General features: G+C 52.5%; 12 protein-coding genes and 4 pseudogenes. 9 read left to right on the top strand and 7 right to left on the bottom strand.

What is annotated here, in order from left to right; translation table 11 throughout:
• Window positions 1-84 precede the first annotated feature (84 nt).
• From katG to FDY98_RS19655, 6 genes and pseudogenes are all read left to right on the top strand, one after another.
• Window positions 85-2237: pseudogene (katG, locus tag FDY98_RS19680) on the top strand (catalase/peroxidase HPI).
• A 216-nt stretch (window positions 2238-2453) separates the two neighbouring features.
• Window positions 2454-3904, top strand: a pseudogene (locus tag FDY98_RS19675) (4-hydroxyphenylacetate 3-hydroxylase family protein).
• 4 nt (window positions 3905-3908) lie between these two features.
• Entirely contained in the window at window positions 3909-4403 is a 495-nt protein-coding gene (locus tag FDY98_RS19670; RefSeq protein ID WP_027958292.1) for a flavin reductase family protein, read from the top strand.
• Window positions 4404-4459: 56 nt separating this feature from the next.
• Window positions 4460-5479, top strand: coding sequence for an ABC transporter substrate-binding protein (locus tag FDY98_RS19665; protein WP_027958291.1), 1020 nt, complete (start codon window positions 4460-4462; stop codon window positions 5477-5479).
• Window positions 5480-5540: 61 nt separating this feature from the next.
• Window positions 5541-6386: pseudogene (locus FDY98_RS19660) on the top strand (ABC transporter permease).
• Between the two features lie 27 nt (window positions 6387-6413).
• Window positions 6414-7193 (top strand): annotated as a pseudogene (locus FDY98_RS19655) (ABC transporter permease).
• Between the two features lie 83 nt (window positions 7194-7276).
• Here FDY98_RS19655 and FDY98_RS19650 read toward each other — a convergent pair.
• The 7 genes from FDY98_RS19650 to FDY98_RS19625 are packed head-to-tail and all read right to left on the bottom strand — an operon-like array spanning window position 7277 to window position 11923.
• Complete coding sequence (locus FDY98_RS19650) at window positions 7277-8209, bottom strand: 2-hydroxyacid dehydrogenase (protein WP_027958288.1); 933 nt, start codon at window positions 8207-8209, stop codon at window positions 7277-7279.
• 4 nt (window positions 8210-8213) lie between these two features.
• Entirely contained in the window at window positions 8214-8675 is a 462-nt protein-coding gene (locus FDY98_RS19645) for a type II 3-dehydroquinate dehydratase (protein ID WP_197029720.1), read from the bottom strand.
• A gap of 22 nt (window positions 8676-8697) precedes the next feature.
• Entirely contained in the window at window positions 8698-9330 is a 633-nt protein-coding gene (locus tag FDY98_RS19640) for a glutathione S-transferase family protein (protein ID WP_035537885.1), read from the bottom strand.
• A 7-nt stretch (window positions 9331-9337) separates the two neighbouring features.
• Entirely contained in the window at window positions 9338-9574 is a 237-nt protein-coding gene (locus FDY98_RS28625; RefSeq protein ID WP_340147067.1) for a zinc-binding dehydrogenase, read from the bottom strand.
• Window positions 9559-10335 (bottom strand): NAD(P)H-quinone oxidoreductase, encoded by a 777-nt coding sequence (locus FDY98_RS19635; protein ID WP_340147066.1) that lies wholly within the window; start codon window positions 10333-10335, stop codon window positions 9559-9561. The genes FDY98_RS28625 and FDY98_RS19635 overlap by 16 nt, the downstream gene beginning before the upstream one ends.
• Window positions 10335-10760, bottom strand: a complete 426-nt coding sequence (locus FDY98_RS19630; protein WP_027958284.1) for a GlcG/HbpS family heme-binding protein — start codon at window positions 10758-10760, stop codon at window positions 10335-10337. Before FDY98_RS19630 ends, FDY98_RS19635 begins: the two co-directional genes overlap by 1 nt.
• Window positions 10757-11923 (bottom strand): ABC transporter ATP-binding protein, encoded by a 1167-nt coding sequence (locus tag FDY98_RS19625; protein WP_231500635.1) that lies wholly within the window; start codon window positions 11921-11923, stop codon window positions 10757-10759. The genes FDY98_RS19630 and FDY98_RS19625 overlap by 4 nt, the downstream gene beginning before the upstream one ends.
• Before the next feature lie 309 nt (window positions 11924-12232).
• On the opposite strand from FDY98_RS19625, the gene FDY98_RS19620 reads away from it, so the two are divergent.
• Genes FDY98_RS19620 through argE form a run of 3 tightly spaced genes read left to right on the top strand, consistent with a single transcriptional unit; the run spans window position 12233 to window position 14500 of the window.
• A complete protein-coding gene (locus FDY98_RS19620) occupies window positions 12233-12670 on the top strand; it encodes a RidA family protein (RefSeq protein WP_035537882.1) in 438 nt (145 codons plus the stop codon).
• Window positions 12667-13335, top strand: coding sequence for a DUF1028 domain-containing protein (locus tag FDY98_RS19615; RefSeq protein ID WP_155706109.1), 669 nt, complete (start codon window positions 12667-12669; stop codon window positions 13333-13335). The genes FDY98_RS19620 and FDY98_RS19615 overlap by 4 nt, the downstream gene beginning before the upstream one ends.
• A 1-nt stretch (window position 13336) precedes the next feature.
• Window positions 13337-14500 (top strand): acetylornithine deacetylase, encoded by a 1164-nt coding sequence (argE, locus tag FDY98_RS19610; protein ID WP_027958280.1) that lies wholly within the window; start codon window positions 13337-13339, stop codon window positions 14498-14500.
• Window positions 14501-14615 lie beyond the last annotated feature (115 nt).

The raw sequence follows: 14615 nt of genomic DNA, 5'->3' as shown, positions 1-14615 counted from the left end.
GTAGCCGCTCTTTTCAACATACCCAAGACGAACGCAACCAAGACAAAAGCCGTTAAGACACACTGAAGTTAGAGGGAGAGAGCTATGAGTGGTAAATGTCCTGTAATGCATGGTGGTAATACCTCCACAGGCACGTCTAACAAAGACTGGTGGCCGGAAGGAATTAACCTGGATATCTTGCACCAGCATGACCGCAAAACGAACCCGATGGATGCTGATTTTGACTATCGGGAAGAGGTCAGAAAGCTCGATTTTGACGCGCTGAAGCAAGATGTTCACGCGCTGATGACAGATAGCCAATCCTGGTGGCCTGCCGATTGGGGCCACTACGGTGGTCTAATGATCCGCATGGCGTGGCACTCTGCGGGTACTTATCGTCTGGCCGACGGCCGCGGTGGCGGCGGTACCGGTAGTCAGCGTTTTGCACCACTCAACTCCTGGCCGGATAACGTTAGTCTTGATAAAGCGCGCCGTCTGCTGTGGCCGATCAAGAAAAAGTATGGCAACAAGATCAGTTGGGCCGACCTGATGATTCTAGCCGGTACTGTTGCCTACGAATCCATGGGACTGCCTGCTTACGGCTTCTCGTTTGGTCGTGAAGACATCTGGCACCCGGAGAAAGACATCTACTGGGGCGATGAGAAAGAGTGGCTGGCACCTTCCGACGAGCGCTACGTGGACGTTGAAAAGCCGGAAACCATGGAAAATCCGCTAGCTGCGGTTCAGATGGGTCTTATTTACGTTAACCCTGAAGGTGTTAATGGTGTGCCCGACCCGCTGAAGACCGGCCAGCAGATACGCGAAACCTTCGCTCGTATGGCGATGAACGACGAAGAGACCGCAGCCCTGACTGCCGGTGGCCACACCGTGGGTAAGTGCCACGGTAACGGCGACGCGGCAGCACTGAGTGCTGAGCCCGAAGCGTCGGACGTTGAAAATCAGGGTTGGGCTGGGGCAACCCAACCATGGGTGGCAAAGCGAGTAATGCTGTAACGTCTGGCATTGAAGGCGCCTGGACCACTCACCCCACCAAGTTCGACATGGGCTATTTCGACCTGTTGTTTGGACACGAGTGGGAGCTACGCAAGAGCCCAGCAGGCGCTCACCAGTGGGAACCGGTGAACATTAAGGAAGAGGACAAGCCGGTTGATGCCAGCGACCCCTCTATTCGCCACAATCCGATCATGACCGATGCGGATATGGCCATGAAAATGGATCCGACCTACCGCGCCATTTGTGAAAAATTCATGGCGGATCCGGAGTACTTCAAGCAAACGTTCGCTAAAGCATGGTTCAAACTGACCCACCGTGACCTAGGCCCGAAATCGCGCTACATCGGCCCGGAAGTGCCCGCTGAAGACTTGATCTGGCAGGATCCTATTCCGGCTGGTAGCACTGACTACAGCGAAGAAGTGGTTAAGCAGAAAATCGCCGAGGCCGGCCTGAGCATCAGTGACATGGTCAGCACCGCCTGGGACAGTGCTCGCACTTACCGCGGCTCTGACATGCGTGGCGGCGCCAACGGTGCCCGCATTCGTTTAGCACCTCAGAAAGACTGGGAAGGCAACGAGCCTGCGCGTCTCGCCAGCGTATTAGCAGTTTACGAGAAGATTTCTGCCGACACCGGCGCAAGCCTTGCCGACGTGATCGTTCTGGCCGGTAGTTTCGCCATTGAGAAAGCCGCCAAAGCCGCAGGCTACGACGTTCGCGTACCTTTCCTGAAAGGGCGTGGCGATGCTTCTGCCGAAATGACCGATGGCGAATCGTTCGAGCCGCTAGAGCCGCTGGCTGACGGTTTCCGCAACTGGCAGAAGAAAGACTATGTAGTGAAGCCGGAAGAGCTGTTGCTGGATCGCGCTCAACTGATGGGGCTGACAGGGCCGGAAATGGTCGTGCTACTTGGCGGTATGCGTGTACTCGGCACCAACTATGGTGGCACCAAGCACGGCGTATTCACCGACCGTGAAGGCCAGTTGACCAACGACTTCTTCGTCAACTTGACCGATATGGGCAACAGCTGGAAGCCGGTGGGCAAAAATGCCTACGAGATCCGCGACCGTCAAACCGACGCCGTGAAGTGGACGGCTACCCGCGTTGACTTGGTGTTCGGATCTAACTCGCTGCTGCGCTCCTACGCGGAAGTCTACGCCCAGGACGATAATGACGAGAAGTTTGTCAAAGACTTCGTCACCGCCTGGACGAAAGTGATGAACGCGGATCGCTTTGACGTCGCTTAAATATATCGAAATTTATTGAAAGCAAGCGAACCCCGCATCCTCGGATGCGGGGTTTTTTTTGGGGATAATAGTGGTGTTTTGAATTAACAATAGCCCTTTTATGCCGGGTTTAAGCTAACTCAGAATTTCTGATGCAACAAAAAGGAAAAGGCGTTTTTACAAACAAAGTAGCCAGCGACACACTCTTCTCAAACCACCACTGAGAAGGAACGTAGCATGATCCGTACTGGCGAAGAGTATCGAGAAGGGCTCCGGGATGGTCGTGAAATCTGGATGGAAGGCGAGCGTGTCAAGGATGTGACGAAGCATTCTGCTTTCAAGCCTATCATTGATGTGAAATCCCGGATGTACGATATGGCGCATGAACCAGAGCATAAAGACGCCTTTACTTATCGAGAAGCGAAAGAAACAAATTCGATCTTCTATCGCCCTCCCCGCGAAAAACAGGACTGGTACGACAAACTCGATGCCACTGATCGTTTTCTAAAGGATATCGGTGGGGTGGCAACCCGCGTCGGTGATGAGACGATCGGCGAGATGTGGTCATTGCTGGATGGCCGAGACATGCTGGCCGAAATCGACCCACGCTTTGCCGATAACATTGATCGCCATATAAGCGGGTTTTTACTCAGGATATCTTCCATGTGTCGGCAAACACTGATCCTAAAGGAGACCGTTCACTCCCGCCGCAAAAGCAAGACCCCGATATGATGGTGCGGGTTGTTAAAGAGACAGATGCGGGAATAATCATTCGTGGTGCAAAATTCGAGACAGCCGCAGCCTACGCTGATCAAGCCTTCCTAAAGCCCACCGTCGGCGCTTGGAGTACGCAAGAACTTTCGGACTATGCGCTTGGCTGTATCGTTAAAATGGGCGCACCTGGCGTCAAACATATTTGTCGAGCCGGTTTTGCAGGCCGTTCTGACCCTTTGGACTACCCGTTAGCTAACCGTTTTGACGAGGTAGAAGCGTTGGTTGTTTTCGACAACGTGCTGATTCCCTGGGAAGACGTTTTCTTCTATCGGCATACCAAATCCGCCCAGTTTGTCCGTAACACACTACACCGTTACTCGGCCTTTCCGTATGTGCTTCGCCTCAGGTATGTCGCCGATATGATGATCGGTACGGCGATGTGGAATGCCATGCAAACGGGGTTGGATAAATTACAACCGGTGCGGGAAAAACTGGCCGATCTGGTTTGTTACCGCGAAAGTATCAATGCTCACCTGACAGCCTCTATTGCTACCGCAGAGAAGAGCCCTGCGGGCCTGTTGATGCCTAATCAGTCGCTACTTTATGCCGGTCGCGTTCTGGCCTGTTCACAGCTGCCTAAGATGATGCACATTGCTCGTGAGCTCTGCGGCGGACAACTGTGTGTTACCCCCAATGCCGCAAACTTTCATACCGAAGGCTCCAAGGAGTGGTTGGATAAGTTCTACTCACTGAATGATCGTTGGAACTCGGAAGACCGCCGAAAATTGATGGCGTTTGCCCGTGATTTGTTGACATCCGATTACGCCGGGCACCGGCTTACCTTTGTGCAATTTGCCCAGGCTCCCCACTTTAGCCATCTCGCGGCGGTCTACAACAGTTTCGATTTCTCGGGGCCGCTAGATTTTGTACGTAAAGCGGCAAGCCTTTCCGATAATGTACTTGGAGGTGATTAATCTCATGATGACATCTGAGCTATTTCGTGAAGCGATGAGTTTGACCGCCTCTGGTGTGTCGGTCATTACCACCGATGGGCCTCTAGGGCGTGCCGGTTTAACCGTGTCTTCCTTATGCTCGCTCTCTATGACGCCGCCTTCTGTAGTGCTATGTGTGCACCAGGATAATCGGGCGTTGCCAACCTTTATGGAACATGGTGTTTTTGCCGTTAATGTATTAGCCAATGATCAAGCCCAGATTGCCAATATCTTTGCCGGTGCTGTAGCTGAATACCGCGAAAACCGTTTTGCGGTGGGAGAGTGGACAACATTAAACAGCGCTTCACCTGTATTACAAGGGGCCACCTGTAGTTTTGATTGCGAACTCGTCGACTTTAAAGATTTTGGCTCTCACCGAATACTTATTGGCGAAGTTATTGCTTTAGAAAATAATACTAAATCACCATTAGTTTACAGTGAGCGCGCTTTTCACCGTACAGCTGCATTAGCCGCTGTATAACTCTCTTAGCAACGCTTTAAGCATTGCAATAATCGTTACTATAACTGGGGTGTACAATGAAAAAATCATTATTTATCACTGCCATTGTTATTGGTGTTAGTTCTGGAAATGCCATAGCTAAAGATGTGTTAGTGGTTGATACGTGGGGTGGGAGTTTTCGCGATTTAATTGATGAAGCGATTGCCCAAGAGTTCACCGAAGAAACGGGTGTTGAGGTGGTTTACACCACCGGTGGCACAATTGATCGTCTTAATAAAGCCAAGTTGGCCAGTGAGCCTGAGAGCGACGTTACTTTCACTACCTCTCATGTGGGATGGCTTTACGCGACAGACGGCTTGTTTGAAGAGCTGGATATGACGCGGTTACCCAACGCGGAACATTTGGTCGATCAGGCGAGGGTCAGTCCCTATCACATTGGTGCCTGGGGCTATGGTTACACCATTGCCTACCGACCTGACTTAACTCCTGAGGGGGTAAGTTTTGATAGCTGGGAGGATCTCTGGAGTCCTGAACTTGAAGACTCTGTTGCATTACCCGATTTTGACCCCAGCCACATTATTGCTGTTTCAGCGCTGCTCTCAGGGGCTGATGCTGAGAACTGGCAAGAGGGTATTGAGCGGCTGGAGAGTTTAAAGCCTAATCTGCGCGCTTTTTATACCAATGATGCCAATAGTCAGCAGTTAATTTCGACGGGTGAAACGCCCGTACAATTGATGCTTTCAATGAACGCGCAAAACATGATTAACGAAGGCGTTAATATCGAGCTGGCAACACCTAGCGAGGGTGTCGTATTGGGTGTCGACACCATGGCGATTACTCGTGGCTCGAGTAATCAGGATCTTGCCTATCAATTCATTAACATCGCGTTGTCTCCTGATGTACAGGCCCGCATTGCCGAGATCAAACATGGCAGTCCCACGGTCGATAATGCAGAGCTATCGGCGGAGCTGGCCGATTCAGCAGCCATTCTGGCGACACCTGAAGAGTGGAATCAGACCATTAACGTTGACCCTCAATTACGTGCCGAGAAAATGGGTGAATGGCGTCAGTGGTTTACTGAAAACATCATGAACTGATTTGTAGCTCAATAGCGAAGTACTCGATGGGTGCTTCGCTATTTTTGGGGACGGCAAGGTTATGCAACGAAAACCACGCTTTGTTTATTGGTTTCTTCTTCCTTCTACGTTGACAGCTTTGGTTGATCTGCGCCATGCTGGCTATTCTGCAATATAGCGTGCGCAGCTATATACCTGGTTCGCTTGAATGGGCGATTTTACACTGGCAAATTTCCAGGCATTACTGAGGCCACTGTACGCCAGTGCCTTTCTGGAAAACCGTCGTGCTCAGCTGTATACCGCGATATTACGTTATGATTGGCTACCCTTGGCTTATGCGATGATCCGGGCACGGCGTGCATGGTGTCGCTCCTTGATTCTGATTGTTGCGATTACCCCGCTGTTTTTGGGGGAGGTGGTGCGCACCTACTCAGGATTATCGTGCTGGGTAGCAGCGGATTTCTGAACAGTGTGCTGATGGGGCTTGGCATTATTGAACGCCCTCTACGTTTTATGTTTACCCAATTAGGCGTTGTTATTGCGCTGGTGCATGTCACTTTGCCCATCATGGTGCTGATTTGTGCAGCTGGGCTATCCCATATTGACCGTGCCTATGAACGGGCAGCAATAAGCCTTGGAGCGGGGCCGGTGCGAGCGTTTATGACGGTGACCCTACCTTTATCCATGCCGGGTATTATTGCGGGCACCATGACCTCCTTTGCATGGACATTTAGTGCCTTTGCAACGCCGCAACTGATCGGCGGCGGGGTGTTAATACCATTTCAACGATGGTTTATCAGTTAGGTTTCTCATCGCTTAATTTGCCTTTCGCTGCCAGTTTGAGTGTGGCGGGTCTGGTACTCACCATGCTGGTGCTATGGCTTACAAGCGCCTGACGAATTCACTGGAAAGAATAGGAGGGCACTGACATGCAGCGTTCACGTACCGATTATGGCTGCTGCGCGCCGGTCAGGGGCTTATCGCGCTAATCCTGCTATTCATATTGCTGCCAGCATTGGTGGTCGCTATTGCCTCCTTCAATGCCTCTTCAGTTCTCGCCTTCCCTCCCAGGGGTACTCCCTTCGCTGGTTTAAGAACGCTTTTGAGTATCGCGATTTTCAAATTGGCCTGGAATGGCCTGATTGTTACCGCTTGGGCATCGTCGCTGGCTACCCTGGTGGGTACTACGCTGGCGGTTGTCATTCATCGATATGAATTCAAGGGCAAGCGTTTGTTGGAAGGGCTACTGTTATCGCCGCTTTTTATTCCGCACTTTATGGTCGGTCTTGGGTTGCTGATGCTGGTGTCTCAGCTTAGCCTCTCAAGAGGTTATGCGGTCGTAGTGTTTTGCCACCCCTATTAGTTCTGCCGTTTGTGCTTCGCAGTGTGTATGGTCTATCCACAATCTGGATCCTCGAACCGAACTTGTGGCGGCTAGCCTGGGAGCAACACCCTTGCGGGTTGTGACGACGATTACATTCCGCAACTGTTGCCTGGGCTCGCCGGTGGCTGGCTGTTTGCTGCGATTCTGTCGTTTAATGAGTTCACTGCTTCACTATTTGTAACGACCAAAGCACCCAGACACTGCCGGTCGCTATGTACAACTACGTACGCGAATACGCTGACCCCACGCTACGGCGGTGTCGGTGGTGTATATCTTGGCAACAGCCATGGTGATGATTTGGCCAATCGTTATCTAGGGCTCGGCAAGGTACTCAGTGTCGAGAGTCGGTGATCGTATACCGCCAGCACCTGGAGTGCTGGCGGTGAGTCGAAAGGGCGAAGTGCGCCGAAGTAAGTGATCGTGAGAAAAGGAGTTTAATAACCGCGGTTTAGGTCAACGCAGTGAAGGGGCGGCTGTTTATCACGTACACGGTGGATGTTCGCCGCGACCTGTTTAACTGCGGAGCTAGGCAGTGCAACTGACGCGAGATGGGGAGTAATGAGCACATTTTCCATTGCCCAGAAAGAGTGGCTATCCGGCAGCGGTTCATGTTCAAACACGTCCAGCGTTGCGGCACCTATCTGGCCGGAAGATAGGTGTGCAATCAATGCGGGTTCGTCGACGATATCTCCCCGAGAAACATTAATCAGGCTTGCGCCATGGGGCAGCATGGCCAAGTGTTGATCATTCATTAGACCACGTGTATCGGGGGTGGACGGTAACATGATGACCAGGATGTCGGTGCGCGAAAGAAAACTCTCGAGCGATGCCATGCCGTGATGACCCTCAACACTCTCGATCTCTTTGGCGGTTCTGGACCAGCCTGCGACTGAAAAACCTTGCCGGGTCAGCTCCTGTGCCGTTTTTCCGCCTAACTCACCCAATCCCATAACGCCGACACGGATCTCTTCCGCTGCGCGGGGATGGCGATATTGCCAGCGTGCCTGTTTTTGCATCTGCTCGAAGAAGGGGATATCTCGGGCATACCGGAGTACCGCAAACAATACATAGCCGGCCATCATCCGCGCCATGTTGGGATCCGAGAGGCGAGTGACCGGTATGTCTGATAGGTCGGGCCTACCAACAAGCGCATCGACGCCAGCACCAAGGTTGATCACGAGTTCAAGATTTGGCCAGTGCTGGAAAAAGTTTTCGGGTGGCTTCCAAACGAGTGCATAGTGTACCTTCTCAGGCGCTGTTACTGCATTGGCATGCTGCACATTGAGGGAGGGGATTTCACGCTGTAGTAGTCGTTTCCACTGATCAAAGTCGTCAAATTCACTATAGAAAACAAGTGTACCCGTCATAGTGTCAGCCTTTCTGTTGAGTGAGCAACTGGGCCGTGGCGTCTAATGCAAGCCGATAGCCGATGACGCCGAGCCCGGCGATCACACCAGTGGCCGCCTGCGAAAGCATTGAGTGATGACGAAAGGGTTCGCGCTTCCAGATATTACTCATGTGGGCTTCGATAATCGGCCCTTCGAAAGCCAGCAAGGCATCGAGTATCGGTATTGAGCGGTAACTGAGTCCAGCCGCATTAATGATGAGCGCATCATGATGCAAGCGGGCTTCCTGTATCCAGTCGACCAGTACGCCTTCATGATTGCTCTGTCGGAAATCCAGCGTTATTGACAACGTTTCTGCATGGCGTTGACAGCTTTGTTGTATGCCCTCGAAGCTTTCACGGCCATATGTGCCGTCTCGATCCAGGCCGTAGAGATTGGTGTTGGGGCCATTAAGAAACATAACGTGGGGAGACAAAGATGCTGACATGGAATTCCCTCTTAGTGGCTGCTCATTCATATGGGCGTGTAGCGATCATTGCGGGTTGGGTATCGAAGTCTTTAAACCAGCGTGCTGCCTCTGGGCAGTGGCTGCGCCAATCCATATCGGGAAAGCGGAAATCCAGGTAGCCCAAGGCACAGCCGAGGGTAATGGAACCAATATCACTAGGAGTGCTCGCAAGTGCAGGGACCTGCTGATCGATACTTGCCAAAGCCGCCTGCACTTTACCAAGTTGAGCCTGATACCAAGCATCAGACTGAAGCTCTTTAGGGCGCGCTAAGCGTTCATATCTGGCTAGCAGCGCAGCGTCTAGCAGCCCGTCGCCAAGTGCTTGGCGTGCCAGGGCTTCCCAGCGCGCAGCACCCACCGGGAATAGGCCGCCCTGGGCATAATCGTCGAGATACTCACAGATAACGCGGCTGTCGAATAATAACTGCCCATCTCTCGTTTGGGCTGCAGGTATCTTGCCGATAGGGTTGAAAGTCGCGATACGACTGTCGCGATTGATAGGATGCGCGGCGCTAGCCAGCAGCTCAACCTGGGATGCCAGACCAAGCTGTGTCGCCACCGCCATAACTTTGCGTACGTAAGGCGAGGTTGTTGCGTGGTAAAGACGTAAGATAGGGGCAGCAGCGGTTGTCATGATGTCCTCACTCTTCCAGTGTGCTGGTGGTCAGTACTACTTTGCCGATATTGCTGTTCTGCTCTAATACGTGGTGGGCTTCCACCGCTCTCTCCAGAGGGAGCGTCTTGTAAATAACAGACGTGACGCGTCGGCTGGCGAGTAGGGGCAACAGATGGTGGGCGACTCGCTGCGCCAAGCGTGTTTTTTCATGGTGGCTCTTGGGGCGAAGCGTTGAAGAGGTCAGTGTCAGGCCCTTACGCATAACGGTCGGCAATGGCAGCGATACTTCGGCGCCCGCAAAAAAGAGAGGCTGACATGTCGTCCTTCGGGAGCCATCACTTCCAGATTTCGGCCAATGTAGTCGCCACCCACGGTATCCAGCACCACATTGATAGCGTTTTCGCCCCAGGCTGCATTAATGACGCTGACGTACTCCTGTTCGCGATAATTAATCGCCAGATCAACGCCTATATTGTTCAGCGCAGCCACCTTTTCGGCGCTGCCCGCAGTAGCGGCAACCCTTGCTCCGGTGGCTTTCGCCAGAGCAATTGCCAGAGTGCCCAAGCCACTTGCACCGCCGTGGATAAGCAGGCTGTCCCCTGGGGAAAGGCGTCCGCGTTCATATAGGTTATGCCATAGGGTGAAGAGCGCTTCGGGCAGTGCGGCGGCTTCGATTAGCGAAACCTGTTCAGGAACGGGCAGGCAGTGATCGGCGATAGCAAGGCAGTGACTGGCATAACCGCCGCCATTGAGCAGCGCCATCACACGATCGCCTACTTTCCAGTTGGTTTCACCTGGGCCGACGGCTTCCACCAAACCGGATGCTTCGAGCCCGAAGATGTCGGTAGTGCCTGGAGGTCTGGGCATGCCGTTGCGCTGCATCAGGTCTGGCCGATTAACGCCGGCAGCGGCTACCTTGATCAGTATTTCGCCCACTCCTGGGGTGGGGATCTCCCGAGTGACGCTGTGCAGAACCTCCGGGGAACCATATTGTTCAGCGATAATGGCGGTCATGTGTTGCATCAAGTTTTCACTCCTTCCACTAGTACGGCCTCTCCCGCCTTGGCCACCTCAATATCCTGCTGGCCGGTGCCGGAGCCGACACCAATGCCGCCAACACAAACATCGCCAATCATTAACGGTTGGCCGCCCTCAAGGTTGGTTAGCCGCCCCCCTGCCGCGATAGCGAGCTTGAGTTCAAGGTCAGGGTCAAGCTGAGCGGTTGGCTGCCGGTGAGAGGCCGCTGATATCGCTTTAGAAATCGCCGTTTCACGGGATAGAAGCTTTGCCCCATCCATACGGATAAACGCGAGCAAGTTACCTCCTTCATCAACAATCGCAATGTTCTGCGCCACGCCAAGCTGTTCTGACTTTCCAATCGCTGCATGTAACACCGCGAGTACGGCATGATGTGTCAAACGTGGTGTGTGGCGTATCCAGTCGCTCATTGAGTGCTCTCCTCTGAGGTTGAGGGGCGTGTAAATGCAGTGGTATCTCTGCACACAAAGCTGATTCCCACGCCACTACCCGTTGGCCAGCGCTCCAGGGCATCTAACCCTGGGCTGCGAATAGTGACCGGATGATCAATGCCACAATCCGGCACGTGAATGGATACATCGACGTGATCGCCCTGGAATACATGCCCAATCACTGTGCCCGCGAGATCGGCTTCTGCGTTGAGGGGAACGAGGCGAACATTCTCAGGACGCGCATATAAATCGACCACATCGCCAACTTGACCATGAATGTTGGCAATGGGAAGAAGCAATTTGGTGCTGCCGAACTCAACCACACCCATAGTGTTGTCATGGCCGGTATAGCACGCTGGGAAAATATTGGCGTCGCCCACAAAAGAGGCAACGAATGGATCAATAGGATGCCGATAGATTTCGTGTGGCGAGGCTACCTGTCGAACGTGGCCTGCTGACATCACAACAACTCGGTCAGACATCGCTAGTGCTTCATCTTGATCATGGGTCACGAAAACCGTCGTCACCCCTAGTTTGCGCTGGATCTCTTTGATCTCCTGCTGCATGTTGAGCCGCAGGTTTTTATCCAGTGCCGAGAAGGGCTCGTCCAGAAGTAGAACCTTCGGCCGTATAACCAAGGCGCGGGCGAGTGCCACGCGCTGCTGCTGTCCCCCTGACAACTCTTTTGGTCGTCGCTCCTCGAAACCTTCCAGCTTCACCATCTTTAAGGCCTGATCGACACGTTGCTTAATCTCCGCCTTGGGAGTGCGACGCATACGCAAGCCATAGCCCACGTTCTCGCTGACGTTCATGTGAGGGAACAGTGCATAACTTTGAAACACGATACCTATCTCCCGCTGATAGGGTGGTGTCTCGGTAACCAGTTCACCATCAATAAAAATCTCACCATTATCGGCTTCAATGAAACCCGCCATTAGATTTAACAAGGTGGTTTTGCCACAGCCAGAGGGGCCTAATAATGTTAAGAACTCTCCTTGGAATATCTTCAAAGAGACACGGTGCAATGCCGTGGCATCGCCAAACTGCTTCAGTACACCATCCAGTTGCACAGCAATACGGGTTTCCGTTATTGGTACTGATGTTTGCGTCTCAGCAGGTTTAAAACTAACTAACTCACTCATATGCATTACCCCAGGGGATAGGTACCGAAAATATTTTGAGTAGGTGGGTCGTTTGAGCATACCGACGTAACAGTTGTGAGGCAGTTCGTCCTTTCTAAAGACAAGCTTAAGAAAAGCGGAAGCAGGGTGAGTGGAACATAGCGACCTTGAGCCATGCTTCGGTACAGCAACTTTCAATGCACCAATAGGTATGTTGTGGACTAGATCGTTTTTATTGAACCGCAGGTGCAGATAATGTGATTGTCGCTAAGCGGATCAGATGGCTAGCTTCAGTAGCAAGCAAATTCAATTAACGACGGTGGGCCTCTGATGCAGCAAACGACCCGAGCGGTAACCCATGAACGAATCCGAATGTTTAATACGAAGGCGACATATCCAAATCAAAGTTTAGATAATGATCTTTGCCAAGCGGTACGAGCGGGTAACACCATTTATGTGCGTGGTCAGGTCGGCACTGACTTCGACGGCAACCTTGTTGGCCTGGGCGACCCTGCGGCTCAGGCAGAACAAGCCATGAAAAATATCCAGCAATTACTACAGGAAGCAGGCAGTCACCTTTCTCACATCGTTAAAACAACAACTTATATTACCGATCCTCGCTTTCGTGAGCCTGTATACCGTGAAGTGGGCAAGTGGCTAAAGGGCGTTTACCCCATTTCAACTGGGCTGGTAGTGGCGGGGCTAGCACAGCCTGAGTGGCTGATGGAAATCGATGTGATCGCGGTTATTCCGGAGGTGAAGCAGTGACATTCTCAATTGCTGCAGTGTGTAAGGAAACCGGCGAAACCGGGTGTGCTGTTAGTTCATCTAGTATCTGTGTCACCAGTCGCTGCGCTTTTGTAGGCCCAGGAGGTGCGGCATTGACTCAGAATGTCACTAATCCTGCTTTAGGCATGCAGGCTATCCAACTGTTAAAGGAGGGAATGGCACCACAGCAGGTGATTGATACGCTGCTACAGGACGAACATTACCCTCAGTGGCGCCAGTTGCTGGTAGTCGACTCACGGGGGCGTAGTGCCCTATTCGACGGTGAGAAAGCCCTCGGAGTCGTGGGACGGGCTAAAGGCGATGGCTGCGTAGCCGCCGGTAACTTACTGGCTGATAGCCGCGTCCCCGAGGCGATGGTAAAGGCGTTCGAGAATTCGGAGGGCCAGCTTGCTGAACGGCTGATATTAGCCATGCAGGCGGGAGTGGCTGCTGGTGGTGAAGCTGGCCCTGTCTACTCTGCGGGCCTTCGCGTGGCACGCCCCAATATCGAGTGGCCGGTTATTGATTTACGGGTTGATTGGCATGATTCGCCGATTGATTCGTTATATGAGAACTGGCTGCGGTATGCCCCGCAGTTGGAAGATTATGTGATGCGGGCGGCCAATCCCGACGCCGCTCCCAGCTATGGTGTGCCCGGTGAGTGACATGATGCAGAGTCGATTGCTGCTAGAAAAACTGGTGGCCTTTGAGACCGTGAGTCGTGCTTCCAACCTGAATTTGATTGAATTCATACATGACTACCTGGACGAGTTGGGGGTTACCTCTCAGTTGGTCTATAACGATTCGGGTAGCAAAGCCAACTTGTGGGCCACCATAGGCCCTGCTGATCGCGGCGGCATTGTTCTGTCAGGGCATACAGATGTCGTGCCGGTGGATGGTCAGGCGTGGACCTTTCCCCCATTCAAGCTGACCGAGCGTGATGGGAAGCTTTACGGCCGCGGCAGTACCGACATGAAAGGCTTTCTAGCCTGCGTGCTAGCCGCAGTGCCCACCTTCTTGGCAACACCTCTACGCACGCCGATACATTTGGCTTTTTCCTATGATGAAGAAGTGGGATGCTTGGGTGTGCGCTCCCTCCTTGAGCACATTAAAGAGCAGGCTCATCCTCCCATCGCTTGCATCGTGGGTGAGCCAACCGAGCTCAAGCCAATCTTAGGGCATAAGGGAAAACTCGCTATGCGCTGCCATGTGCATGGAGCCGCCTGTCACTCTGCCTATGCCCCTGACGGTGTGAATGCCATTGAGTACGCTTCCCACTTAATCGTAAAGCTAACGGAAATGGGGGCTGAGCTTCGCGATAAGCAGATTGATTATCGGTTTGACCCTCCTTTTACAACGGTACAAACCGGCACTATAAGAGGAGGGAGTGCACTCAATATTGTGCCCACTGATTGCTGTTTCGACTGGGAAATTCGCACTTTGCCAAGCGCTGATGGCGAACAGATATGCAGCGAATTAAAACAGTATGCCTGCCAAGAGCTTGAGCCGCAGATGCGTGCTGTTAAAGCGGACACGGGGATTCACTTTGAACCCCTACAAGCCTATCCCGGGCTACTGCTGGATCAAAGCGACCCCCTCGCTAAATTTATTGCCTTACTGGCTAATAGCAATGACTTCAGCACGGTGGCCTTTGGCACAGAAGGAGGATTATTCCATCAAGTAGGGATACCAGCGGTCATTTGTGGGCCTGGGAGTATGGCTCAAGGGCATAAGCCCGATGAGTTTATAGCAACTGATCAACTGTTTAGGTGTGACGCCATGATGAGTCGCCTAGCTAGGTTTGCCACAAGCGAGGAAATCCTGAAGTAAATCTTAAGAAGTTATTTGTTTTCTTGGGTTTAAACACCCTTTTCAATGGTGAATACGTCAGTCAGCTTTTATCAAGGAAGTAATAAGAGTCAATGCACCGTAACGATCCGAAAAA

Source organism: Halomonas sp. PA16-9 (genome assembly GCF_009728585.1).
GTDB classification, from domain to species: domain Bacteria; phylum Pseudomonadota; class Gammaproteobacteria; order Pseudomonadales; family Halomonadaceae; genus Vreelandella; species Vreelandella titanicae.
Note: the sequence above shows the minus strand (reverse complement) of the source record. Positions and strands in the feature narration are given on the sequence as shown.